Annotated in this window: 19 protein-coding genes and 1 pseudogene; 11 read left to right on the forward strand and 9 right to left on the reverse strand. The window is 60.3% G+C overall.

The features are described from left to right. Positions 1–188: 188 nt before the first annotated feature. From S7S_RS12720 to S7S_RS12735, 4 genes are all read right to left on the reverse strand, one after another. Positions 189–3,269, reverse strand: a complete 3,081-nt coding sequence (locus tag S7S_RS12720) for an efflux RND transporter permease subunit (protein WP_008738696.1) — start codon at positions 3,267–3,269, stop codon at positions 189–191. 2 nt (positions 3,270–3,271) lie between these two features. After that, complete coding sequence (locus S7S_RS12725) at positions 3,272–4,405, reverse strand: efflux RND transporter periplasmic adaptor subunit (RefSeq protein WP_008738694.1); 1,134 nt, start codon at positions 4,403–4,405, stop codon at positions 3,272–3,274. Positions 4,406–4,571: 166 nt separating this feature from the next. After that, on the reverse strand, positions 4,572–5,909 hold the full coding sequence (locus S7S_RS12730; protein ID WP_008738691.1) for a sensor histidine kinase: 1,338 nt from the start codon (positions 5,907–5,909) through the stop codon (positions 4,572–4,574). Beyond that, positions 5,909–6,634: a response regulator transcription factor gene (locus S7S_RS12735; RefSeq protein ID WP_035205435.1), complete on the reverse strand. Its 726-nt coding sequence runs from the start codon at positions 6,632–6,634 to the stop codon at positions 5,909–5,911. The genes S7S_RS12730 and S7S_RS12735 overlap by 1 nt, the downstream gene beginning before the upstream one ends. A gap of 234 nt (positions 6,635–6,868) precedes the next feature. On the opposite strand from S7S_RS12735, the gene S7S_RS12740 reads away from it, so the two are divergent. From S7S_RS12740 to S7S_RS12750, 3 genes are all read left to right on the forward strand, one after another. After that, a complete protein-coding gene (locus S7S_RS12740; RefSeq protein ID WP_008738686.1) occupies positions 6,869–9,115 on the forward strand; it encodes a DUF6351 family protein in 2,247 nt (748 codons plus the stop codon). Positions 9,116–9,261: 146 nt separating this feature from the next. Further along, a complete protein-coding gene (locus S7S_RS12745; RefSeq protein WP_008738683.1) occupies positions 9,262–10,449 on the forward strand; it encodes an arabinose transporter in 1,188 nt (395 codons plus the stop codon). Positions 10,450–10,717: 268 nt separating this feature from the next. Continuing rightward, on the forward strand, positions 10,718–11,779 hold the full coding sequence (locus tag S7S_RS12750) for an Rpn family recombination-promoting nuclease/putative transposase (RefSeq protein ID WP_041025997.1): 1,062 nt from the start codon (positions 10,718–10,720) through the stop codon (positions 11,777–11,779). 300 nt (positions 11,780–12,079) lie between these two features. On the opposite strand, the gene S7S_RS12755 is transcribed toward S7S_RS12750, so the two are convergent. Beyond that, the gene (locus S7S_RS12755) at positions 12,080–13,726 is read right to left on the reverse strand and encodes a phosphatidylinositol-specific phospholipase C domain-containing protein (RefSeq protein ID WP_035205385.1); all 1,647 of its coding nucleotides are present in this window, start codon (positions 13,724–13,726) and stop codon (positions 12,080–12,082) included. 182 nt (positions 13,727–13,908) lie between these two features. Continuing rightward, a complete protein-coding gene (locus tag S7S_RS12760) occupies positions 13,909–14,412 on the reverse strand; it encodes a DUF192 domain-containing protein (protein WP_082027719.1) in 504 nt (167 codons plus the stop codon). Between the two features lie 80 nt (positions 14,413–14,492). Here S7S_RS12760 and S7S_RS12765 point away from each other — a divergent pair, with 80 nt between their 5' ends. Next, entirely contained in the window at positions 14,493–15,458 is a 966-nt protein-coding gene (locus S7S_RS12765) for a quinone oxidoreductase family protein (protein ID WP_008738675.1), read from the forward strand. Position 15,459: 1 nt separating this feature from the next. Here S7S_RS12765 and S7S_RS12770 read toward each other — a convergent pair whose 3' ends face one another. After that, positions 15,460–15,810: a YegP family protein gene (locus S7S_RS12770; RefSeq protein ID WP_008738673.1), complete on the reverse strand. Its 351-nt coding sequence runs from the start codon at positions 15,808–15,810 to the stop codon at positions 15,460–15,462. A 420-nt stretch (positions 15,811–16,230) separates the two neighbouring features. Here S7S_RS12770 and S7S_RS12775 point away from each other — a divergent pair, with 420 nt between their 5' ends. Both S7S_RS12775 and S7S_RS12780 read left to right on the forward strand, forming a co-directional pair. Next, positions 16,231–16,527 carry a helix-turn-helix domain-containing protein gene (locus S7S_RS12775; RefSeq protein WP_008738671.1) on the forward strand — a complete coding sequence of 99 codons (297 nt, stop codon included), beginning with the start codon at positions 16,231–16,233 and terminating at the stop codon, positions 16,525–16,527. A 181-nt stretch (positions 16,528–16,708) separates the two neighbouring features. Further along, positions 16,709–17,740, forward strand: a complete 1,032-nt coding sequence (locus tag S7S_RS12780; RefSeq protein ID WP_008738669.1) for a methyl-accepting chemotaxis protein — start codon at positions 16,709–16,711, stop codon at positions 17,738–17,740. Here the strand turns inward: S7S_RS12780 and S7S_RS19675 are convergent. Beyond that, positions 17,737–18,558 (reverse strand): hypothetical protein, encoded by an 822-nt coding sequence (locus tag S7S_RS19675; RefSeq protein ID WP_144401662.1) that lies wholly within the window; start codon positions 18,556–18,558, stop codon positions 17,737–17,739. The two genes, S7S_RS12780 and S7S_RS19675, sit on opposite strands and share 4 nt — an antisense overlap. Before the next feature lie 193 nt (positions 18,559–18,751). Here S7S_RS19675 and S7S_RS19335 point away from each other — a divergent pair, with 193 nt between their 5' ends. The 3 genes from S7S_RS19335 to S7S_RS19680 all read left to right on the forward strand — a co-directional run bounded on the left by S7S_RS19335 (position 18,752) and on the right by S7S_RS19680 (position 21,197). Further along, the gene (locus S7S_RS19335; protein WP_008738667.1) at positions 18,752–19,465 is read left to right on the forward strand and encodes a BamJ family beta-barrel-assembly machinery protein; all 714 of its coding nucleotides are present in this window, start codon (positions 18,752–18,754) and stop codon (positions 19,463–19,465) included. Positions 19,466–19,470: 5 nt separating this feature from the next. Then, positions 19,471–20,202, forward strand: coding sequence for a DsbC family protein (locus S7S_RS12795; RefSeq protein WP_008738665.1), 732 nt, complete (start codon positions 19,471–19,473; stop codon positions 20,200–20,202). Between the two features lie 458 nt (positions 20,203–20,660). Further along, positions 20,661–21,197, forward strand: coding sequence for a hypothetical protein (locus S7S_RS19680; RefSeq protein WP_144401663.1), 537 nt, complete (start codon positions 20,661–20,663; stop codon positions 21,195–21,197). 152 nt (positions 21,198–21,349) lie between these two features. Here the strand turns inward: S7S_RS19680 and S7S_RS12805 are convergent. Beyond that, a pseudogene (locus tag S7S_RS12805) lies at positions 21,350–22,140 on the reverse strand (IS3 family transposase); the annotation flags it as partial. An 84-nt stretch (positions 22,141–22,224) separates the two neighbouring features. Here S7S_RS12805 and tnpA point away from each other — a divergent pair. Both tnpA and tnpB read left to right on the forward strand, forming a co-directional pair. Then, positions 22,225–22,563, forward strand: coding sequence for an IS66-like element accessory protein TnpA (gene tnpA / locus S7S_RS12810; protein ID WP_082027720.1), 339 nt, complete (start codon positions 22,225–22,227; stop codon positions 22,561–22,563). After that, a complete protein-coding gene (gene tnpB, locus S7S_RS12815; RefSeq protein ID WP_041025998.1) occupies positions 22,560–22,895 on the forward strand; it encodes an IS66 family insertion sequence element accessory protein TnpB in 336 nt (111 codons plus the stop codon). Before tnpA ends, tnpB begins: the two co-directional genes overlap by 4 nt. Positions 22,896–22,932 lie beyond the last annotated feature (37 nt).

Raw genomic sequence — 22,932 nt, forward strand, 5'->3', positions numbered from 1 at the left:
TCCAGTGTAAACGTGGTGCTCCGGGGTGCCAGTGCCACAGGGGGGCAATGCACGAAGTTTTACGCTTGTCGCCATGTTGGGTGAGACGCTGCGGCACAGCGTCCTCCCCTGCCAGGGGAGGGGCCAACCCGACCTGAAGACGTCATCACCTGCTACGGAAGAGAAACGGTATTCAAAAGGCGCGCCTTTCAGGCGTCATTGCGCCGCAATATCCGCCGTGTCTTTTCACCAAACTTCGCCCCCAGCAGCAACATGCAGGGCGTCAGCAACAATGTCAGCGCGGACGCAAACGTCAATCCGCCGGCAATCGCGCTGGAGAGTTGTGTCCACCACTGCGTTGACGGCGCCCCGAAACCCAGGCTCGGTTCCAGCAGGTTGATATTGACACTGAACACCATCGGCAACAGCCCGAGCACCGTGGTGCCGGCAGTGAGCAATACCGGACGCAGGCGCAGGCAGCCGGATTCCAGTGCGGCTTCAGCGGGGGTCATGCCGGCGGCACGCAGTTCGTTATAGGTATCGATCAGCACGATATTGTTGTTCACCACGATACCGGCCAGCGCGATGATGCCCATGCCCACCATCACCACGCCAAAGGGCTGGCTGTTGATCAGCAGGCCAAGCAGGATACCAGCGGTGGAAAACACGATGGCGCTGAGCACCAGCATGGCCTGGTAAATACTGTTGAACTGGGTCACCAGGATCAGTGCCATCAGGAACAGCGCAACGAAAAACGCCATCACCAGGAACTGGCCTGTTTCTGCCTGGTCCGCCTGTTCACCGGCAAAATTCAGCATTACGCCTTCGGGCAGGTTTTCCAGTGCCGGCCGCAGGGCGCGGATACGGTCATCAAGCTGGAAGCCCGGCGCAAGATCCGCTTTGAGGGTAATGGCCCGGCGCCCGTCCACCCGGTGCAGCACGCCGACCTTTGGCGCCGCATCGCGGGTCACGAACTGGCTGATCGGCACCTGGCCCCGCTCGGTATTCAGCGTGATGCGCTCAAGCTGGTCGAGGCTGCGCCAGTCCTGCGGCAGGCGCACGCGGATATCCACTTCGTCGAGGGCATCCACCGGACGATAGGTAGCCAGCAGCAGGCCGGTCGTCACCATTTGCACCGCGCTGCCGATACTGGTGACGTCGGCGCCGAAACGCGCCGCCGCCTCGCGGTCCACTTTCATGCGCCATTCGACGCCGGGCAGGCTGCGGTCATCTTCAATGCCGACAAAACCGCCCAGGCGTTCCATTTCCTCGCGCAGGCGCGTCACCGCCTGGTCCGCCACCAGCGGGTCGCGGGCGCTGATCTCCAGCTGGAACGGTTTGCCGCCGCTGGGGCCCTGGTCCTGTTCCTGGAATTCGAGCAGTACCCCGGGAATATCCCGCGTGCGGGCACTCATTTCATCCAGCACGGCGCGCGCCGGACGGCGCTCGTCCCAGTCGATCAACTGGAACTGCAACACGCCGATCACATCCGGGCCAAGCTGCCCGGACGCCGCGGCAAACGAGCGTGCATACAGCGCCTTGACCTCGCTCATGCCACTGAGACGGGCCTCGACCTGTTTCACCACGGCGTCTTTTTCCTGCACCGAGTAATCGCCCCGCGCACGCACCAGCAATTGCGCCGACTCCGGCTCCACTTCCGGGAAAAATTCCACGCCATGGTTGAAGCGTCCATAGGCCAGGTACACCAGCACAACCAGTGCCAGCGCGACCACCAGTGTCCAGCCCGGCGCATTCAGCAACCGCCCCAGCACACGCCGGTAGGCACGGCCACCGGCGCTGACCTGTGCATCCCCCCGGCCCTGTTTGGCACTGAGGACCTTGCCCAGTGTGGGCAGGAACACCAGCGCCATCGCCAGGGAAGCCACCAGGCACAGGATCACCGTGGCAGGCAGGTACTTCATGAATTCACCCACCACGCCAGGCCAGAACAGCAACGGCACGAACACGACGATAGTGGTGGCGGTGGAAGAAATCACCGGCCACGCCATGCGTTGCGCCGCACCTGCCCAGGCCTCCCGCGGGGATTGCCCTTCGGACAGATGCCGGTCCGCCAGCTCCGCCACCACGATGGCACCGTCCACCAGCATGCCGGCCACCAGGATCAGCGAGAACAGCACCACGATGTTGAGCGTGAAGCCCAGCGCCCACACCAGCAGAATGCCGGTGAGAAACGCACCGGGAATGGTCAGCCCCACCATCATCGCCGGGCGCAGCCCCATGGCGGCAATGATCACGATCAGCACCATCACCACGGCCGTGGCAACGTTGTTCAGCAGCTCGGAGAGCAGATCGTCCACCTCGGAGGACTGATCCATGATCACATCCACTTTCAGCCCTTCCGGGAACAGTGGCGCGGCCTGTTCAAGCAGTGCCTTCACGGCATCGATGGTGTTGATGATGTTGGCGCCGGCACGTTTGGAAATTTCCAGCACCACGGCAGGCTGGTCGTTGATGCGGGCGTAGCCTTGCGAGTCCTTGAAGGTACGGCGGATGTTGGCCACGTCGGCAAACGTGACGACTTTGTCGCCTTCCACTTTCACCGGAATCGACAGCACATCTTCCAGGTTTTCGATCACGCCGGGGACTTTCAATGCCATCCGGCCGGCGCCGGTGTCCAGGCTGCCGGCGGCCACGAGCCGGTTATTGCGTGAAATCAGATTGAACAGCGTATCGAAATTCAGGCCGTAGCTTTCCAGCACGAGCGGGTCCACAACGATTTCCAGCAGGTCTTCTCGCTCGCCGCCGATTTCCACTTCCAGTACATCGGGAATGCCCTCGATGGCTTCGCGCAGTTCCCGCGCGGTCATCAGCAATTCCACCTCGGACAACGGGCCGGACAGCCCCACGGACAGCACCGGGAACTGTGACACGTTCACTTCCATCACACGCGGCTCGTCGGCCTCATCGGGAATTTCCGCCCGCGCGATATCCACCCGCTCGCGCACATCCGCCAGCGCCTGTTTCGGATCAAATCCGGCGTCGAATTCCAGCGTGATGGAGGCGTAACCTTCACCGGATTGCGCGGTCATTTTTTTCACACCCTGGATGGCGCGCAATTCCTGTTCCATCGGCCGCACCAGCAGCCGTTCACCGTCTTCCGGGCTGACGCCTTCCAGCGTCAGCGATACATAGATCATCGGAATGGTGACGTCCGGGTTGGCTTCTTTCGGAATAGACTGATAGGCCGTCAGGCCGGCCAGCAACAGGAACAGCAGCAACAACAAGGTGGTGCGCGTACGATCCAGCGCCGCGTTGATCAGTGTCTGCATGATCAGGGTGCTTCCGTTTCGGTGGCGGGCGCCGTGTCCTTCCGGACGTCAGCCTGGGCGTCCTCCTGAGCAGGCACCGCCTCCACTTTCGCTCCGGGCTCGACAAAGCCGCCGCCGAGGGAAATCAGCCGCAGCGTCTCCGGCAGGCCGGCCACCCAGGCTGCGCTGCTGCTGGCGCTGAGCAGGCGCACTGCGCCGAACTGCACCTGGTCGTCGTCATCCAGGTACTTCACCCCCATGCGTCCGGCGTCATCAAGCACCAGCAGCGCCGGGGACACCCGGTGCGCCGGCTGTGCCGGCAGGGCGATGTCCAGGGTCGCGCTGGCGCCGGCAATACGCCGGTGCTCGGGATTTGGCACGGTCACTTCTACCCGGTAGCTGCGGGTATTTTCGTCCGCGCGGCTGGCAATGAAGTTCACTTCGCCGGTCATCTCACTGCCGTCCAGCAGGGTCACCTGCACGGCCTGTCCCACCGCCAGTTGCAGCACTTCCCGCTGCCCCACCCAGGCGCTGGCCCGCAAGGTCGCGTCATCCACCAGATGGGTGTAGTTGTCACCGACCTGCAGAAAATCTCCCGGCTCGGCATCAATCCGGTTGATCACGCCGGCAAATGGCGCCACCGGACGCGTATGGGCCAGTCGCTGACGCAGGGTGGCTTCATCCGCCTGGGCTTCGGCCACGGATGCCTTCAGCCGCAGCAGTTCATTGGCCGACACCAGTTGACGGCCATGCAGCTTTTCGGCGCCATCGAGTTCGGCCTGGCGTGCTGCCAGCTCCGCTTCGCTGCGGGCCAGTTGTGCCGGCAGGTCTTCGCGATCGATCTCCAGCAACACCGCCCCGCTGGCAACCCGGTCGCCTTCTTCCACCCGGCGACGCTGCACCTGGCCGGCGACACGCGCGCGCAACTCGACTTCGCGCCAGGGCAACAACTGCCCCTGGGCACGGATCGACGCAGCATGTGGCTGTGCATGACGCACTACCACTTCGACGCGCGGCAGTGTCGCCTCGCGCCCGGCCTGTGCTTCGGGCGCATCGGCACGGAAGGTCTGACGATCTCCCAGCAACAGCCACAGCAACAACAGTACGGTGAGTACCACCGCCAGCAGTACGGAACGGGACGGAACACGAGAAGGCATGCCGGATATCCTGGGCCATCAAACGGGGGATGCAGCGACGCAAATCAAACGTCTGTTTGTTATCAGATGTGAGCCACGGTAGCCAGCCCACCGCACGCGATGCAAGCAAAGATTACAGGCGCAGACAAAGAAGGGATGTTTGTATTGATGCCGTGGGAACCGGCGCTCACTCCACGGCCGGCAGACGCAGGTGCACCCTCAGGCCCGGTGCGCCGTTTTCCGCCCAGAGGGTGCCGCCCTGGCGCACCACCGCGCGGCGCGCAATGCTCAGGCCCAGGCCGAAGCCGCTGCCCTGTTCCCGTGCCGTGTCCAGCCGCACGAAGGGCTCGAAAATCCGCGCCAGCGCTTCCGGAGCCACACCCGGCCCCTGGTCGGCCACCCACAGGTGCCACATGTCGCCCTCGCGCTGGCCCTGCAGGCGCACCTCGCCTTCCGGGGGCGAGTGACGCACGGCATTGCGCACCAGATTTTCCAGCGTACGGGCGAGATCGTTCACGTGGGCCCGCACCCGCGCGTCCTCCGGCAACCGGTTGGGAAAACGTGACACGGGCCAGCCCGCCTCGAACGCCACATTTTCCACCACCAGATCCCACATCGGGCCAAGCGTGACCGTCTCGGTCGACGAGACCGGCTGCACCATGTCGTGCCAGGCCAGTTCCAGCGTGTCGTCCACCAGCGCGCTCATCAATGCCAGTTCGCGCGCCACCCGTTCGCGCAGGGCGTCCTCGGACAATTTGCCATCCAGCGCCACGCTCAGGCGGCTCAACGGCGTACGCAACTCGTGCGACATATCGTGCAGCAGTTGCCGCTGGGCGCCGAGCACCCCGGCGACACGTTCCGCCATCAGATTGAAACTCTCGCCCACCTGGCCGAACTCGTCCCGGCGCGCCGCCAGCTCTGGCGCCACCCGTGCCTGCGGGTCATCGCGAAAGCGCAGCACCTGGGCCTCCAGCGCGCGCAGCGGCCGCATGAGCTGGCGGTACACCAGCACCCCCAGCAGCAACGCCAGCAGTGCCGGCAGCACCCCCATCAACAGGGCCCGCCAGAAGGGAATCACCCGGCCAGGAAAGAACCGGGGTGGCAGCTGCATCACCAGCCGACCGGCCTCTGGCGCCTGCGGAAACGGAATACCGATATAGGGCATTTCCACCGAGCGCAGGCTCATCCGATAGTCGAGTTCACGCTGGAAACGCAGCCCGGCACGCTGATGCTCCGTCAGCGGCACGCTGGTCAGCGAGACGCCGTGCTGGTCCACCAGCATGGCATCGCCGGGTTCGCGCGCCTGGAGGGTGGACAACCACCGGCGCATGGCGTCATCACCACCGCGCCAGGCCTGCTCGGCCTCAGCGGCGTAGCCGTGCAGCGTGGTTTTCGCCTCCGTGCCGAGCCTGAGCACCCGCTCGCCGACTTGCATGGTCAGGTGCCAGCTCAGCCACACCACCAGCACCGCGCTCAGGCACAGCACGGCGGACAAACGCCATAACAGGGAGTAACGACCCGGCATCAAAGCAGCTCGGACGCCAGCATATAACCCTGCCCCCAGACCGTACGCAGCAGCTGCGCACTGCCCCCTGCGGCGCGCAGCTTGCGGCGCAGGTGACTCACATGCAGGTCCAGCGCCCGGTCATGGCGGCCGAAACTGCGATGGAGGATGGCCTGGTACAGATAAGGCTTGCTGAGCACCTGGTCGCGGTGCTGGCAGAAGGCATCCAGCAGGCGGAATTCGGTTTCCGTCAATGCCAGCGGGCACCCTGCGTAGTCGGCGGTTTCATTCTCCGGGTGGAGTGTCAGCGCACCATACTGGCGGCAGGCCGCATCGGGCTGAACCTGCCAGCGCCGGCGCTCCAGACGTACCCGGCGCAGGATCGCATCCACCCGCACGGACAGTTCAGCCAGGCTGAAAGGCTTGGGCAGGTAGTCATCTGCGCCACTGGACAGGCCGGCAATGCGGTCCTGCTCATCCCCCAGCGCCGACAACAGCATCACCGGCACCCCGTCCTGCTCACGCAATGCAGCCAGCAGCGACAGGCCATCCAGGCCAGGCAGCAGGATATCCAGCAGCACCAGGTCAAAGCCTCCGGCACGGGCGGCCTCCAGCCCGTCGTCCCCACGCCGGCACAGGGTGACGAGATGTCCCTGCTCAGCCAGATGGTGCTGCACACGCTCGCTCAACAGCGGATCGTCCTCGATCAGCAGCAGGCGGGCAGGCATCAGGGCGGGAGCGTTCATGAGCACATTGGACAGCGAGGGAACCGGCATTAATAGTACGCATTATCATTCTCACAATCCACGCCCGCCCTCTCTGTACACTGACCGCCTCGTCACAAAATCGATTAACGGTCCAACTATCGATAATTTAGACTCAGTCACTGTCGTGCCAGAAAATGCGCCCGACACGCTGCAACAACCCAACAATAAATAACAGGCCGCCGGCACCCGAGAGGCGGTCACGGGAGACTTCTGATGTCCATGCTGTCTATACGCGCCGGCACAGCGCTGCTATGCGCCGGTTGTTCTATCCTGCTCGTCTCATTGACCGCCTGCGGCGGCAGCTCCAGCAACCACCGGGGCAGCCCGGCGGGGGGCGTCACCGGTCTGAGCACGCTGTCCACCGCCCCTGGCATGGTGTCGGGCGGGGATGTGCTCATGGAAATCCAGCTCTCGGACCCCGCCGCAGCCGGACGGGTCGCCGTCATGCTCAACGGTACGGATATCACCGAAGCCTTTGCGCTGCGTACCGACGGCCGCTACACCGGCCTGGTCACCGGGCTTGCCGAAGGTGACAACACCATCACTGCCGGTGAGCACAGCCTGACCGTGAAAAACCATCCTCGCAGCGGTCCGATTTTTTCAGGGCCACACCTGGCCCCCTGGGTCTGCGCGCAGCCCACCGCCGCCACCGTCACCGTCACTAACCCCGAGAACGACTGGGAAGCAGACACCACATCGCGGATCAGCGGCCTGGACCAGACCACGGATGAACACTGCAACGCCCCGGCCAGCATCAGCTACTACTACCAGCCCACCAGTGCCGCCAGCGATTGCAGCTTCGCCATCTCCGGCGCCAACGCCTGTTTCATCCCGTTTGACACGGCCAACCCGCCTGCCGACACAGACGTGGCCGAATTCACCAATGATCGCGGCGACACCGTACGCAGCATCATCGCCGTGGAGACCGGCACGCTAAACCGGGGCATGTACTCACTGGTGGTGTTCCATGATCCCGCCGCTTCGCACCACCCGGCGGCACCACAGAAAGGCTGGAACAACAAACTGCTGTTCAATTTCGGCGGTGGCGCCGGCGGCAGCCGCTTCCAGACGCCGCCGGACAATCCGTTCTTTAACGAAGGTGCCCTGCGGCGTGGCTTCATGCTGGCCAAATCGTCATTGAACGATCACCGAACCAATTCCAACCATGCCCTGGCAGCGGAAGCCGTGCTGATGCTCAAGGAGCACATCACAGAGCAGTATGGCGAAATTCGCTACACCATCGGCAGCGGCGGTTCCGGCGGCGCCATCATGCAACTGACCATGGCCTCGTCCTACCCCGGCCTGCTTGACGGCGTGCTGCCCACCCAGATCTATGCCGACGCACTGACCAATTCGCTGGAAATCTTCGACTGCGGCATTCTCACGGACAACTATGTCACCCTCCCCGACGGTGCCCTGACGCAGGCGGAACGGCTGGCCATCACCGGCCACGCGCAAGCCACCCAGTGCCTGGCCTGGAACGGCGCCTTCCTGCCGCTGGGCATTCCCAGCCTCCCCAGCAACTGCGGGACCGGCTTCCCGGCGGCGATCACCTACGACCCCGTCACCAACCCGCAGGGGGTGCGCTGTTCCCACGCCGAGCACAACCGCAATCTGCTCGGCCGTTACCTGGACAATGGCGTCCATATCACCGAATACCCGCAGGACAACGAAGGCGTTCAGTACGGCCTGAAGGCACTGCAGGACGGGACGATTGATGCCGAGCGCTTCGTGCACCTCAACGAGCACATCGGCTACTACGATGCCGACCAGAACTGGGTACCGGGCCCCGGCCGCGCCATCAGCTCCGAAGTGGCACTGGAAAATGCCTACCGCAGCGGCATGGTCACGGGCAGTCCCCACCTGGCGAACGTGCCGATCATTGATGTTCGAGGCCAGGAAGGCGCAGTCGACATCCACCTCAACTGGCGCGCGCTGGCACTGCGCGATCGCCTGGAACGGGTACAGGGCCATCATGATAACGAGGTGATCTGGGCGTATGTCGGCGCCAACCCGTCGAATGACGCCTTCCTGCTGATGGACACCTGGCTCAGCGCCATCGAGGCCGACGACAGCGACGCCAGCCAGGCGGAAAAAGTCGTAGCCCACAAACCCGCCGAAGCGGTAGACCGCTGCCTGGACGACGGTGTCGATGTCGGCCTGTTCAGCGACGAATGCCCGGTAAAATTCGGTGCGTCACCACGCCAGGTGGCCGGCGGGCCGGTCGCCGAGGACATCCTCAAGTGCAGCCTGAAACCACTGGATTTCGACAGTGCTGACTATGACGGCATCACCTTTACCCCTGACCAGCAGACACGGCTGGCCACCGTCTTTGCCACCGGCGTCTGTGACTGGACCCGGCCAGGGGTTCAGCAACAGAACACGCCAGCCTGGATGGGCTTTACCGAGGGTCCTGGCGGTGAACCTCTGGATGTACCCTGGGTCAATCGGAACCTTTGATCGCCGCGCCGGCCCGCCGATAAAGCGGGCCGGTGTAACCTCTTTAAATTATCGATAATTTGATTTTATATCGATAAAAATACATCATCCCGCAGGCCCCTGTCGTCGCGCCCTGTCTGCCGGCGCGTTCTTCTCTGGAGAGCCTGATGCGCACCACATTCCCACCCGCCCCCGAACGCCTGCTGGCCGTGCTCTGTTTCAGCACCTTTCTGGGCTTCCTCACAGTCGGCCTGCCGTTGCCGGTGATTTCGCTCTACGTGCATGAACAACTCGGGTTCGGCAGCGTGCTGGTGGGCACCGCCGTCGGCATCCAGTTCCTGTCGACGCTGCTGACGCGCGGCTATGCCGGACGGATCGCCGACACACAGGGGCCCAGGCCCGCCATGATCAAGGGGCTGTGGCTGTGCGCCCTGTCCGGTCTGCTGTACATCGCCACTGACTGGCTGCCGCTGTCCTCCGAAGGCCGTCTCGGCATCATGATCATCGGCCGGCTGATACTGGGTTACGGCCAGAGCTTGCTGGTCGCCGGCATGCTCGGCTGGGGCATTGGTACCGTCGGCGGGGCACGCTCCGGCCAAGTCATGGCCTGGACCGGCATGGCCATCTACGGCGCCATGGCGCTGGGTGCGCCGCTGGGCCTGTGGCTGTATCAGCAGGTGGACCTGGCATCGGTGGGCCTGCTGGTCGGCCTGCTGCCCGCGCTCGGCGTGGTGCTGGTGAGAAATGTCCCGACGGTGCCCGTCACCGCCGGCGAACGCCGCTCGTTCATCAGTGTGCTGGGCAGCATCTGGCAGCCTGGCATGGGGCTGGCTCTGCAAGGGGTCGGCTTTGCTGCCATTGGCGCCTTTATCAGCCTGCATTTCGTCCATGAAGGCTGGGTCGGTGCCGGCCTGGCGCTGACCTGCTTTGGCCTGTCATTCGCCCTGGTGCGCGTGTTATTCGGCCATCTGCCAGACAAGCTCGGCGGCCCGCGCGTGGCCGTCGTGGCCCTGATGGTGGAAGCCGCCGGGCTGTTCATACTGTACCTGGCCCCGAGCGCGCCCTGGGCGCTGGCCGGCGCCGCCATTACCGGGCTGGGCAGTTCACTGATTTTCCCCTCGCTGGGGCTGGTGGTGGTGAGCCGGGTCGAGCCACAGATGCGTGCCACGGCCCTGGGCGGTTATGCCGCATTCCAGGATGTGGCCTATGGGCTGACCGGCCCGCTGGCCGGGTTGATGGTGGGGGCCTATGGTTATGCGTCCGCGTTTCTGATCGGTGCGGTCGCGGCATTGCTTGCGCTGGTGATTGCGTTGCAATTGAGTTGGGTTTGCAGGAAGCGGGTGGCGGCCTGTTGATTGCGGGCTGGTGAGAGTCGCCATGACGGGATTCGCTGCGCTCTTCCCTCCCTACCGCTTCATACGGCGGCACGGCATTGCCAGCCGTCAGCCGCTATCGCATTCGATCTATGCGCAAATAGCTGACAAATAAGCCGGCAGATCTCCTGCATCCGCTGGCGGCAATAACCCGCTTGCCGTAGTGCCGCTGGCTGACAGGCACACTGTCTTTCCCGTGTGATGCTGTGTCCGAACCGATGCCAGGGAAGGCACGGACACGGAGCCCGACATGGACGATCACGATACCGGCTATCGACTGCTGTTTTCCCACCCGGAAATGGTCCGCGACCTGCTGACCGGCTTTGTGCCGGAAAGCTGGGTGGCCGAACTGGACCTGGACACGCTGGAAAAGGTCAGCGGCAGTTATGTCACCGATGACCTGCGCAGCCGCTGCGACGATGTGATCTGGCGCGTCCGCTGGGGCAAGGAATGGGTCTATCTCTACCTGCTGCTGGAATTCCAGTCCACCGTGGACCCGTATATGGCCGTGCGCATCATGGCCTATGTCGCCCTGCTCTATCAGGACCTGATCCGCACCGGGCAACTGGGCGAGACCGGCCACCTGCCTCCGGTCGTGCCCGTGGTGCTCTACAACGGCCGGCCTCGCTGGCAGGCCGCGACGGATATCGGGGCACTGATCTTCCCGGTCACCGGCGAACTGGCGCGCTACCAGCCCAGGCTGCACTACCTGCTGCTGGACGAAGGCCGTTTTGACGAGCAGGCCCTGGCCCCGTTGCAGAACCTCGTCGCGGCCTTGTTCCGGCTGGAGAACAGCCGCGATGCGCCGGCCATCCAGCGGGTCTTGCGGCATCTGATAGACTGGCTGCACGCACCGCAGCAGGCCAGCCTGCGCCGCAGCTTTACCGAATGGCTCCGGCGGGTCCTGTTGCCGGGCCGGCTGCCCCACATCACAATACCGGCCATGCAGGAATTGCAGGAGGTGGATGACATGCTCGCTGAACGTGTGAAGGAATGGTACGCCGAGTACGAACGAAAGGGCCTCCAGGACGGCATGCGCAAAGGCATGGCGCAAGGTCTGGAAAAAGGTCTGGAGAAAGGTCTGGAACAGGGTCTTGAGAAAGGCCTGGAAAAAGGCCGCAATGATGAAGCCCGTCGTATTCTGTCACGGCAAATAACGCGACGCTTTGGCGCGCTGTCCCCTGCCACCGAAGCTCGCCTGGCAGCAGCCTCGCTGGAACAGCTTGAACTGTGGGCCGACCTGATCCTTGATGCGCAGTCGCCGGAAGCATTATTTGGCTCAAACCAGCCCGAGCCAGACAGATATAGGTAAACCATAAAAGGTTCAGCGCGGCTGAACGGGCTTGATCCGTGAGGGGGAGAAGATTGGCACGCCTTCGCTGCGCGAAGGCGCCCCCTCCCGGCCCTCTGGTTAAGGGGGGAAGGGTCAGCCCAAGCCGAACACCACACCACCGCCTACTACGGCAGCATCAGCCTGAACCCCCGCGCATGTCGGGAAGTCATCCAACCTCACCCAAAACCCGCCTGTAAAAAAATTCCTCAGACACATCCCCCTGAGCTGACCACCGCTAACTCCCGGCAATCAGCCCAGGCCACAGATATCTCAATGCAATCAATCCCAGCTCCACCGCTGCGACTTGCCGCCGTGGAAAGTCCACAGATGCGCGCGCTGACCATTGCCCCACAAAGGGTCCTTGATATCCAACGCCCGGTGCGGTGCGTGCGCTGGCCGGAAGGAGTTGCTGGCTCCCCGCGTCCAGACCTGATTATCACCACTGTGGCACGGCCACAGCACTACGCGCGTGCCTTCGCTGGTACCACTACCGGACACGTCCGCGCATTTATCCGGCGCGGATTTCGCCCGCAGACGGCCTTGCGGATCATGCCACCAGAGCTGGCTGTCGGCACCGTGGCAACTCCAGTGGTGGATTTCCGTGCCATCCGCCGTGCTGCGGTCTTCCAGATCCAGGCAACGGCCATGATCATTGCGCAGCTTGCGCCACACCGGCTCTGCCGGCGGTTCAGGCGGTTGCACCACCGGATAATTTACCGGCAGCCACTCGCCCTCACTGGCCAGGTCGCTGTAGTTCAACCACACCACCGTGGCACCGGCAGAATCACGGGCTTCTTTCAGCTTCTGATTACTGAAACCGTTGCGTGGCACCTGGAACTGATACGTGCTGCCAAACTCCGCCGTGCAGGTCGACGCCGCCTGTGCCCAGGTAACCGATGCCGCAGTAACCATCCAGCTGCCATCGTCCGCCTGGCAGGCGGCGCGGCGCGACTGGCCGCAGTTCACGTCGTTGAAGCGACCGTCGGCACGCTGCTCGGCACAGTGTTCGTTACCGCCCGAATTATTCGGTTCGTTCTCGCCCCAGCTCCATACGGCAGCGGCAAGACGGCTATCGAACGGCACCAGATGATCCAGGCCAACAATGCCCAGATTGCACTGCATCGCCTCCGCCATGCGCTGCGGCGTGGTCGGCGGCGGCGGGTTACCAAAGGTGGCACTCAGGTTGGTGCCGTCTTCAAAAATCCGCACAAGATTGGTCTGCACGAACTGCTGCGTCCTCCCGCTGATGGTGCACAACGGATAAGGCGCGAAGCTGTCGTTGCCCGTGGGGAAGCCGTAATTGAACACCGTCTGTGCCCAACGGGTGGTGCTGCAATCACCACCGATCAACAACACCTGCTTGCCGTCATTGATCATGTCGGCACGGGTGATGTCCATCGGCAATGTGCGGCAGGAACCCGGTCGATAAATACGATCTCCCAGATGCAGATCAAGGATGTCGACGGCGCGATCATGTTCGCTGTCCACATGCTCCTCGATGTAAATCAGGATCACCTGATCGTTGTTTTCGGGCCGCTCAAGCCAGGTGGCAATTTCCTTGATGCCGTCCTCGAAGTGACGGTCAAAGGTGGAACAGCCTGTGTGGTCGCTGGTGCCATGGCACAGGATCAGTTTGCTGTAGGCCCAGTGCACATCCAGCTCCAGCGCACGGATACCCAGGTCCAGTTGGTCCACCACGCTGACCTGATGATTCGGGTCCCAGTAACTGCCCAGATTCTGATACGCCACCGAGTTGTAGCTGTTGTGCGTGTACTGGAAACTGGTCTGCCCCAGCGGCTCACCCATTTCCAGCGTGCGCTGATGCGCGAGCGCCTCATAGTTCCAGCTATTGCGAAAATCCTCCACCGGCGTGGCGAAGGCTGCCGTGCTCAACAGACACAGCATGGGAAAGGTCCATCTGCTCATCCCGAAAACCCCTGGTTGTTATGGTTATTACTGTCGGGCAAAGGTGTTTGCCCACGGTCATGCCAGACCCGGGAGACATACGGCGGGATTGTTTCCGAGACACTGCAGGCGGGTTTTATTTAGGCGGTTTAAACGGGCCGGGTCAAGTTTATGGCACCAACGTACAGCATGGCGTTGCGCCATCAATCCCCATCACATACGCCGTTTATCGCCTCACGGACCAGGCTGCCAGGTGACACGTCATGTGCCCGCAAGACACCCGGACTGACTTCGAGCGCCGACTGGTACGGGTGCGGTGTCTGATACGGCGGACACTCTCGTGCTGGCACACCGACACAAGGTGCCATTTTCTTGATGTCCACCACTTCGCCGGCTGCGCTGATAAACGCGACTTCCAGTGCGAAGGGCACGTTGAACATCCAGAATCCATATTTGGGCGTGGCTTCGTCCGGATAGCGGAACAGCATGCCCGTATCCGGCGCCAGCCCGTCGCGCCCCATCAGCCCGCGCTGGCGCTGTGTTTCGGTGGACGCCACTTCAACGGAGAGTGGCTCGGCGGCATCTCCCAGGCATATCAATGCCGTCCCGAATACCACCTCTGCGCCTGTCGGTTCATCAGCGGAAGAACAGCCCAACCCACCCAGCGCCAACAGCCCGCACAGCAACCATCCCCCCGCTCTGTTCATACCGCCCCACTCTCTTCAACGCTTCAATGCCGATTCACTATACAATCACCGCTTCCTTCTGAGCAGCCCGCGAGCCCGCCATGCACGCTCTGCAATTCACTGCCACTGGCGATCTGCGCCATCTTGCCTTGGTTGATCTGCCCCGCCCCGTCCCAGCCGCCGGTGACGTACTGATCCGTGTCGACGCGGCCGGCCTCAACCCCAGCGACGTAAAAAACGTGCTCGGCCGCTTCCCCTACACCACCTTGCCGCGTGTGCCGGGGCGGGACGTGGCCGGAACTGTCGAGGCAGGCCCGGCTGAATTGATCGGCAGAGCCGTCTGGGCCACCGGCAGGGAGCCCGGCTTTACACGCGATGGCAGCCATGCGGAATGGCTGTGCCTGCCCGCCGGTGGCGTGGCGCTCAAACCGGCGTCACTGAGCTTCGCCCAGGCTGCGGCATGTGGCGTGCCCTACACCACCGCCTGGGATGGCCTGCGCCGGGCCGGCCTGGACGGAAACCAACGGGTGCTGGTGATAGGCGCCAACGGCGCCGTCGGCAGTGCCGCCATCGGACTGGCCAGGGCTGCAGGCGCCGCCGTGCTTGCCGCCGTGCGCGACAAGGGGAAACAACGACAACTGGAAGCAGAGGGGTATTCCTGCCTGATGCTGGACAACCCGGACACGCTGGCTGAACAGGTGGCACAACATTTCCCTGAGGGTGCAGATATTATCTTCGACACCACCGGCTTCTGGCTTGCACCGGCCGTGGCCGCGCTGAACCGGTTTGGTCACCTCGTCGTCATTGCCGCACCCGCCAATGGCATGGCGGAACTGCCGCTGCTCGCGCTCTATCGCAAAGGCGCCAGCATAGTCGGTGCCAATTCACTGCTCTATGGCTGTGAAGACTGCGCAGAAATGCTGCGGGAGATCGGTGCGCTGTTCGACAGCCACGCGTTGCCGCTGCCCACCCCACCCACCGAGGTAGCACTGGATGAAGGCCTGGCCAGCTATGCGCGCATCAACGCGGGCAGCAGCGAGAAGGTCGTGCTGCGTCCCGCGCGATAAATCAGCCGGCCTGCTTGCCTTCGGTGAAATCCTTCACCGTTGTCGAGCCACCATTGCTCTTCACTGATGCGATGCCGGCATCCCGGGACTGATCGCTCGCGTACATCTGGCTGGTGCCGATCACCTGATGGTTGGCCGCCTTCAGATTGAAATAGGCTTTGCCGTTACTGGCCGTCTTGCGCTCATAGCGCTCGTCTGCACCACAATTGGCCTGTACAGAAGCGATACCGTTCTCTGCACTGCTGCGGGCGCGGTACAGCTCGCTGGTCAGAATGGTCTCTGCGTTACCGGCTTTCAGAACAAACCGGAATTGCCCGTCACTGCTTTTATGTAGTTCATACCAACCGGCCATTATCCGCTCCTTGGCTGATCAGGGACGTGGGTGAGTGCGGCCGGTGCCAGGCACGGCCAAAGACGATACTCGCGCCACACTCCAAGTGACACAGTGCGATTCCGGTATCCGGTTGTTACGGTCAACATGCCGCATGTAAACCGGATTGCGCGAAAATGAGGCAAGTAGCACCGATACTGGGCAGCGCGCCCCGCTGTGAGCCACAGTAAAACCGAACGATTTCCAAGGAAAAACAAATAACTACAACAGCAGGCCACCTATCGACCGGCTCGCCAACCATCTTCCAAAATAAATGCACATATGCCAACATCAAAACAAAGCAGTTGCGCATTATCCCCGTGAAAGCACCCTCGCCCCCCCAGCAGGGCGACCTATCACCGCCGGCCACATTGCCGAACCGGCGCAATCAGGAGAAACCTCATGATCACTTTCCAGCCAGGAGCAGCCTACGAGTACGATCCCACCGAAGCGCTGCGCCATCCCTATGGCACAGCCCGCTACCTCAACGACGCCTTCGCCACCCGGGACATCGACTACATCCTGAAAGCCGTCGGACGCGCCTTCCAGGCCCAGAACCCAGAAGCACTGGTATGGCAGAGCGGCCAGACAACCGGCCAACTGCGCAACAGCTTCCTGCGCGACAAGAACCCGCCATTGAAAAGTGTGATTGCGTTGCTCTACAGCCTGGGGGTGGAGTTTTCCTGCAAGGAAGTTTGACGCCGTTTCCCATTGCCACCTCGCGGTGGGCGCCGCGCGCCTCACCGCGGATTTGAGCAACAGCTCACAATTCTGGCCCGATAATTGCTCCGCCCCTGATGATCGTCTGGGGGGACGTCCTTGTGGCCGGCCGGCGCCTGTGTACTGCGTCGCCAGGGCCACGATGAGCGAGGAGCAAGGCATGCAGGACAATACCATCCTGAATCTCGCCTATGACATCTCACGCATGACCAGCGAGAAAGTCGGCGCCATTGAAACCATTATGCAGACCACCCGCATCCTGGCACTCAATGCCCGCATCGAGGCCGCACGAGCAGGCGCAGCCGGCGCGGCCTTCAGCGTGGTGGCCGAGGAGATTGCCAATGTTTCGGCGCAAATCAACGGCATAGCGTCAGAATTCCGGACGGGTGTAGCGAGCCATACCCGGCAGATCGAAGAAGCCGGGGAAAAGATGCTGATTGATTTCCGTGGACAGCGTTTGACGGACCTGGCCTTGAACGCCATCGAGATTATTGACAGGAATCTGTACGAGCGATCCTGCGATGTGAGGTGGTGGGCTACGGACAGCGCCGTGGTCGCCGCCGCGGAAGCGCCTGCAGACCGCGCCCTGCAGCAGCACGCCGCGGCCCGTCTGGCCACCATCTTGCGCTCCTATACCGTTTACCTTGATCTCTGGATAGTGGACGTTCAGGGACGCGTCATCAGCACAGGCAGGCCAGACCGATACCCTGACGCGATCGGAATGGATGTGTCCGGCACTGACTGGTTCAACGCTGCTCTGTCGACGCGTACCGGGGATGACTTCGCCGTGGCGGACGTGAGCATCAATGCTGCGCTTCACGACGCACCGGTTGCTACCTATGCAACGGCCATCAGGGCTGCCGGCCGAACCGATGGCAAACCGACAGGCGTGCTGGGGATATTCTTTGATTGGGCACCACAGGCCCAGGCAGTGATGAGTTCAGTTCTGCTGGCCGCCGACAACCAGAGCCAGGCTTACATCCTCGATGCCGAAGCGCGCGTTATCGCCGGCTCGAATCTAGAGCACGCGTTATACACGCCATACCCTTTGCGCACCGAGGAGAAAAGCAGCGGGTTCTATATCAACGATCAGAGCCTCGTTGCATTTGCGCTGACGCCAGGCTACGAGACGTACACCGGCATGGGCTGGTACGGCGTGATTGAAACGCCGGTCAGCGGCCAGGCTGGTTAGGGGTCATCTGCATCTTCGGGATAATTGAAATAGAAAGTGGTGCCGTCACTGCGTCGTAGCTGGACGGAAGCTTTCATGGTTGTCCTGAATGACTTCAGGGCCAGATCATCGCCTTCTTTTGCTCCAACATTATAACCGTTTACTGAAACGATGATATCCCCAGGTTTTGCCCCGGTGGCCTCAAGCATTTCAGGGGAGAATCGTTCACCAATAACATAGCCTGCTGCAGAGTCTTCGCTGACAGGATAAATATCATAAGTAGAAAATATCCGCATTCTCTCACGGCGATCCTTGGTGTCATCCAGTATATCCCCACCCCGCGCTCCGGAATCAGCCACACTTGGTTCCTGCGCGTCTTGACCTGATAGAGGAGCAAGATAGACCTTAAAATCGCCTTCGTTTCCCCGAATAATCACATGATCTGGCTGGATATCCCGAATGTAATACTCATCAATCACATTCTGCCCAATTCCATATCGATAAGCACCATATCCATCAATCAAGACGACGGCTGAAGCGATAGCTTTATCATGCGTTTCAAAAAGCGCTATTGCTGAGAAATCGTATCTCGCTTCTTTCCGTTCTGGTACCGGTGTCTCCTGAGACGGGGGAGAAACCACCCCCTCTTCAACACTATCGGTGCGCCGCCCAAGTTGCCTCCCTACTTCCTGATCATGCACCACATAGTTTTCAGATTGACCACTATCGAAGCTCGCACCCTTATTCGTGCCCTGCCAAATTTCTCGGAACAAAATCAAAGAAGTGGAAACTAAAAGAAGCAACACAAGCAATGTTCTATTTATAGACATTTTCATCATTTACACCAGCAACATCATATTAATATCAGGCGCATCATTACATTCGGAACGCAACATGTAGCCAAACACAACTTTCTTAACTTATGCTCGACAGCGCGTCAAAAAAATTCATAGGAATCATATCGATATCATTCATTTGGCGCAATGTCATAATGAAACCATTAAAACAATATCGTAATAAAGAGAGGACAAAATGAAGCATTTAGCCATCATCGCATCCATACTATCCATTTCCGGTTGTGCATCACAGGCCCCACAGGAGGTTGATACTTCATCGTCTTCAGATGTGACCGCCTATTCCTTTGGTATAGAAGCCGGGAAAACAGTCAAAGCTGGACTCGAAGATAAATACATAGACAAAGACCTTTTCCTTCTTGGGGTACACGATGCCATCAAAGGTAATAATCTTCGCTATTCGCTGACCCCCGAAGAAATATCGGCAGCCCACAACGAACACAACATCTGGGCAACCGAAAAGAAAGAAGAAGAAGCGCTTATCGCTGGCGAGAAGAACGCACAAGAGGGATCCTCCTTCATAGAAAGTTACAGTTCGCGGGAAGGAGTACGCAGCCTGGATAGTGGAATTTTGTACACTGTACTAAGCGCTGGCGACGGCGCCTCGCACCCCACAGCAGAGGATACCGTCGAAGTCCACTACGAAGGTCGTCTTATCGACGGTACAGTTTTTGACAGCTCTGTTGAGCGGGGCGAGCCTGTCTCTATTGAACTAGAGCGCGTTATCGAAGGCTGGAGAGAAGCAATCACTCATATGTCAGAAGGTGACAAGTGGGAAGTTGTCATCCCCTCACGTCTTGCTTATGGCACTCAGGGGCGTCCTCCAGCCATTGAACCTAACAAGACGCTTATCTTCCAAATTGAGCTGCTGAAAATAGCTGAAGAGGGGTAATTTCGGTGATCAAGTATACAAGAAGGGTGTGGGTCCTGCTCCTTCTGGCAGCATTCCAGACTCATGCGCACGGGAGTGATGAGCACTCCCAAATAGCTGATAAAATAAAGAAAATCAACCCGAACATGACTGTCACCCACGTTCGCGAGACCCCCATACCCAATATAATGGAGGTTGAAGTCAACGGTAGTCAGCTTATTTATTCCTCCGAGAACGGAGACTATATATTCACTGGCCAGATGGTTGATATATCGCAGGGCACAAACAATAATCTCACTGAAAACCGACAGCAAGAGATCAGGTCCAAGCTATTATCCGAGATGAATCCAAGCACTTTCATAACTTTCTCAGCGAAAGGAGATGAAATCGGTGAGGTATTTGTCTTCACCGATACAAGCTGCGCTTATTGTCAGAATTTCCACAAGCAGATTGAGGCCATCAATGAAGGGGGTATCTCTGTGCATTACATCGCCTTTCCTCGTGCCGGCCTGAACGACCCCGTGGCGTCTCTCATGGAGAAAGTATGGTGCGCCTCAAACCCCAGGGCCGCTCTAACGGAGGCCAAGCTGTCAGGGCGTGTAACTCAACCAGCCGTCCCGTGCCAGGCGCCAGTAGCAGAACATTTCCAGACTGGCTTGAAAATGGGAGTTCATGGCACGCCTTATATCCTGACCACCGATGGGCGGAAGCTAGGTGGCTATCTTTCATCAGACGACCTTATATCCAACTTCAATTAAAAAAACGCCTATAAGCAAGACATTGAGCTTGTTTATAGGCGATGACCGCGTGCCCGACAAGAATATCGCCGAATACCGCTTTCTCCTATCCCCCTTTCCCGACAGTGAGCAACAATCCAGAACTATGTTCCCATATTCAAAACGGGGCACTTTGATGTCAACGCAAATTTTATTGTAGACACATAATGATTTCACAGAAAATATGATACGTCGGAGTTCCCGAAGAATAACAATGAAAATCAGGCAACACTTCTTAAAGCGGCCAAAGTGCCAGCATGGAATTGAACCATATGATGGAAACACCCCCCAAATTATCATCGCTTTTTAACCACATAGAAAAACATCATTTCTCTAACACGGGTTGTTCCATCGCACTTAAAGCATTCATTCTTTTACCCGCGTTAGCACTTAACTAACGCGAGAATCACAACAAACAAACGATTAATGGAGATAATCACATGAACGCTATTTCTAAAGGTCTTCTCGGCGCAGCTCTCCTGGCAGCCTTTGGCGCCAGCCACGCTTCCCCGATCTATTACACCGTCAATGGTGGCGCGACTCAGCAACTGGATGTAACGCCGATCACTGATACCTTCACTGGCACCTCCACTGTTACTGCTGGCTTCTGTAACCTCGGCTGCACGCTGAGCGCTACCGGCACCCTGTCTGACAACCTGTCTGGCAACACTACTCTCTCTGTAAGCTCGGCCAGCACCAGCGGCAGCTTCGCTTGCAACACTGTAAGCCTGTCGGGTTTCCCGTGGGTGGGCTCAGTACCGCACTCCAGCATCCCTTCGCCGCTTGCTCCTGTAACCTTTACTCTGACCGGTGTAAGCGTTAGCTCGATTTGCGGCTCTTGCAGCAATCAGATTGATGTAACATTTGATCCTGCAAATGGCGGCAGCTTCGTGTTCAATGGTCCGATTACCCCCAATGGCTCTTGTTCAGTCGTGGGTAACCTGACGAGCAGCAATTACTACGTTGCTACGCACTAACAGATATTAGTAGCAAGTGAGGGTCGCATAGATTCTCTTAGAAAAAGCGCGGATTCCACTCATGGAATCCGCGCTTTTTTCATATAGACTTCGGCCAAAATGATGCGATATCCATTGAGCGACGTCCCCCCGCTTTTGAGTATCACAGCGCTTTAGAGCCAAGGGTTAATGTAGCCGGATTGCGTGCCAACTGTCTCGCATAGGCGGATGGCGTCAATCCACCCAGCCCACGCTTTGGCCGTTCATCGTTATATTCTCGACGCCATTGCTCCACGATCACCTGGGCATGCGCCAGACTAGTGAACCAATGCTCGTTGAGGCATTCATCCCGGAAGCGCCCATTGAACGATTCAACATAGGCGTTCTGGTTGGGTTTGCCTGGCTGAATGAGGAACAGCTGCACGCCAGCCTCATGGGCCCAGGTCAGCATATCCTTGCCACAGAATTCCTTACCGTTATCGGTGCGGATGGCCTGAGGCAGCCCCCGAGCCAGTGCCAGCCTGTCCAGCATGCGTATCACACCCATGCCGTTGATGCCGCGCTCAACAGCAATGGCAACCGCTTCATGAGTGGCGTCATCCACAATCGTCAGACACTTCAGCACGCGGCTATCGGCCGTGCGGTCGAAGACAAAATCCATGGACCAGACCCGGTTCGCCTCTACTGGACGCACCAAGGGACAGCGGTCCGAGATAGGGATTTTCTTGCGCTTTCGGCGCCGAACCTGGAGCCCTTCCAGCGCATACAGCCGATCAACACGCTTGTGGTTCACCAGGAGACCCGCCTGCCGTAGCTTCAGGTAGATCATTTCAGCCCCGTATCGGCGGTGACGGTGCGCCAATGCAACTATCCGCTCGCGCAGCACCCCATTACGGTCTGGCGCAGGCTGATACCGGAAAGCGCTGGCGCTCATGCGCACCACACGCAGTGCCCGCCGCTCCGACGTAACCGTCCGGCGAACTCATCTACCCGACGCCATTTCCGCCAGTAACTTAGGTGTCCACCTATTTCTAAGTGGACACCTAATATGAGTGAGATGCTTCCAGCCAAGACACCAGCCAAGCGCCGCCGCTATTCCCCGGAGTTCAAAGCCAATATTCTTCAGGAGTGCCAGGCCCCGGATGCATCCGTCGCCAATGTGGCGCTGCGCTACAGTCTCAACACGAACCTGATCCACAAGTGGCGCCGTGCTGCCGAAGTCAGTTCCAAGCCGTCGGTTCAGCGTGAGTTTATCCCTGTGCCGATGCCGACGCCCTCTGTGTCCGGCGCGGCGGAGGTAGTGTTCGAGCTGCCTGGCGTAACGGTACGCTGGCCTCTGGCGCAGATCGAGCGCGCCCTTCCCTGGCTGCGGACGTTGCAAGCATGATCCGGGTCGATGCCATCTGGATGGCCACGGAGCCGCTGGATATGCGCGCCGGCCCGGATACGGCCCTGGCCCGTGTGGTCCAGGTGTTTGGCGAAGCACGTCCCCACTACGCCTACCTGTTTGCCAACAAGCGAGGCAACCGCATGAAGGTGCTGGTGCATGATGGCTTTGGCTTGTGGCTGGCCGCGCGGCGTTTGCATCAGGGCGGCTTTGTCTGGGGCAGGCTGAGTCAGGGCGAGCGTATCGCGTTAAGTCCTGAACAGCTTCAGGCGCTGGTGGTCGGTTTACCCTGGCACCGGGTTGGTCGTGACAAGGCCATTGCCATACTTTAAGCCGCTTGGCGCTGGCCTGTGCGCCGGTCAGCGCGCC

This window comes from Isoalcanivorax pacificus W11-5 (assembly GCF_000299335.2).
Taxonomy (GTDB): domain Bacteria; phylum Pseudomonadota; class Gammaproteobacteria; order Pseudomonadales; family Alcanivoracaceae; genus Isoalcanivorax; species Isoalcanivorax pacificus.

Coding starts and splice junctions, on each gene's coding strand:
- S7S_RS12720 (WP_008738696.1), bottom strand. CDS start 3,269: ATGCAGACACTGATCAACGCGGCGCTGGATCGTACGCGCACCACCTTG.
- S7S_RS12725 (WP_008738694.1), bottom strand. CDS start 4,405: ATGCCTTCTCGTGTTCCGTCCCGTTCCGTACTGCTGGCGGTGGTACTC.
- S7S_RS12730 (WP_008738691.1), bottom strand. CDS start 5,909: ATGCCGGGTCGTTACTCCCTGTTATGGCGTTTGTCCGCCGTGCTGTGC.
- S7S_RS12735 (WP_035205435.1), bottom strand. CDS start 6,634: ATGAACGCTCCCGCCCTGATGCCTGCCCGCCTGCTGCTGATCGAGGAC.
- S7S_RS12740 (WP_008738686.1), top strand. CDS start 6,869: ATGTCCATGCTGTCTATACGCGCCGGCACAGCGCTGCTATGCGCCGGT.
- S7S_RS12745 (WP_008738683.1), top strand. CDS start 9,262: ATGCGCACCACATTCCCACCCGCCCCCGAACGCCTGCTGGCCGTGCTC.
- S7S_RS12750 (WP_041025997.1), top strand. CDS start 10,718: ATGGACGATCACGATACCGGCTATCGACTGCTGTTTTCCCACCCGGAA.
- S7S_RS12755 (WP_035205385.1), bottom strand. CDS start 13,726: ATGAGCAGATGGACCTTTCCCATGCTGTGTCTGTTGAGCACGGCAGCC.
- S7S_RS12760 (WP_082027719.1), bottom strand. CDS start 14,412: ATGAACAGAGCGGGGGGATGGTTGCTGTGCGGGCTGTTGGCGCTGGGT.
- S7S_RS12765 (WP_008738675.1), top strand. CDS start 14,493: ATGCACGCTCTGCAATTCACTGCCACTGGCGATCTGCGCCATCTTGCC.
- S7S_RS12770 (WP_008738673.1), bottom strand. CDS start 15,810: ATGGCCGGTTGGTATGAACTACATAAAAGCAGTGACGGGCAATTCCGG.
- S7S_RS12775 (WP_008738671.1), top strand. CDS start 16,231: ATGATCACTTTCCAGCCAGGAGCAGCCTACGAGTACGATCCCACCGAA.
- S7S_RS12780 (WP_008738669.1), top strand. CDS start 16,709: ATGCAGGACAATACCATCCTGAATCTCGCCTATGACATCTCACGCATG.
- S7S_RS19675 (WP_144401662.1), bottom strand. CDS start 18,558: ATGATGAAAATGTCTATAAATAGAACATTGCTTGTGTTGCTTCTTTTA.
- S7S_RS19335 (WP_008738667.1), top strand. CDS start 18,752: ATGAAGCATTTAGCCATCATCGCATCCATACTATCCATTTCCGGTTGT.
- S7S_RS19680 (WP_144401663.1), top strand. CDS start 20,661: ATGAACGCTATTTCTAAAGGTCTTCTCGGCGCAGCTCTCCTGGCAGCC.
- tnpA (WP_082027720.1), top strand. CDS start 22,225: ATGAGTGAGATGCTTCCAGCCAAGACACCAGCCAAGCGCCGCCGCTAT.
- tnpB (WP_041025998.1), top strand. CDS start 22,560: ATGATCCGGGTCGATGCCATCTGGATGGCCACGGAGCCGCTGGATATG.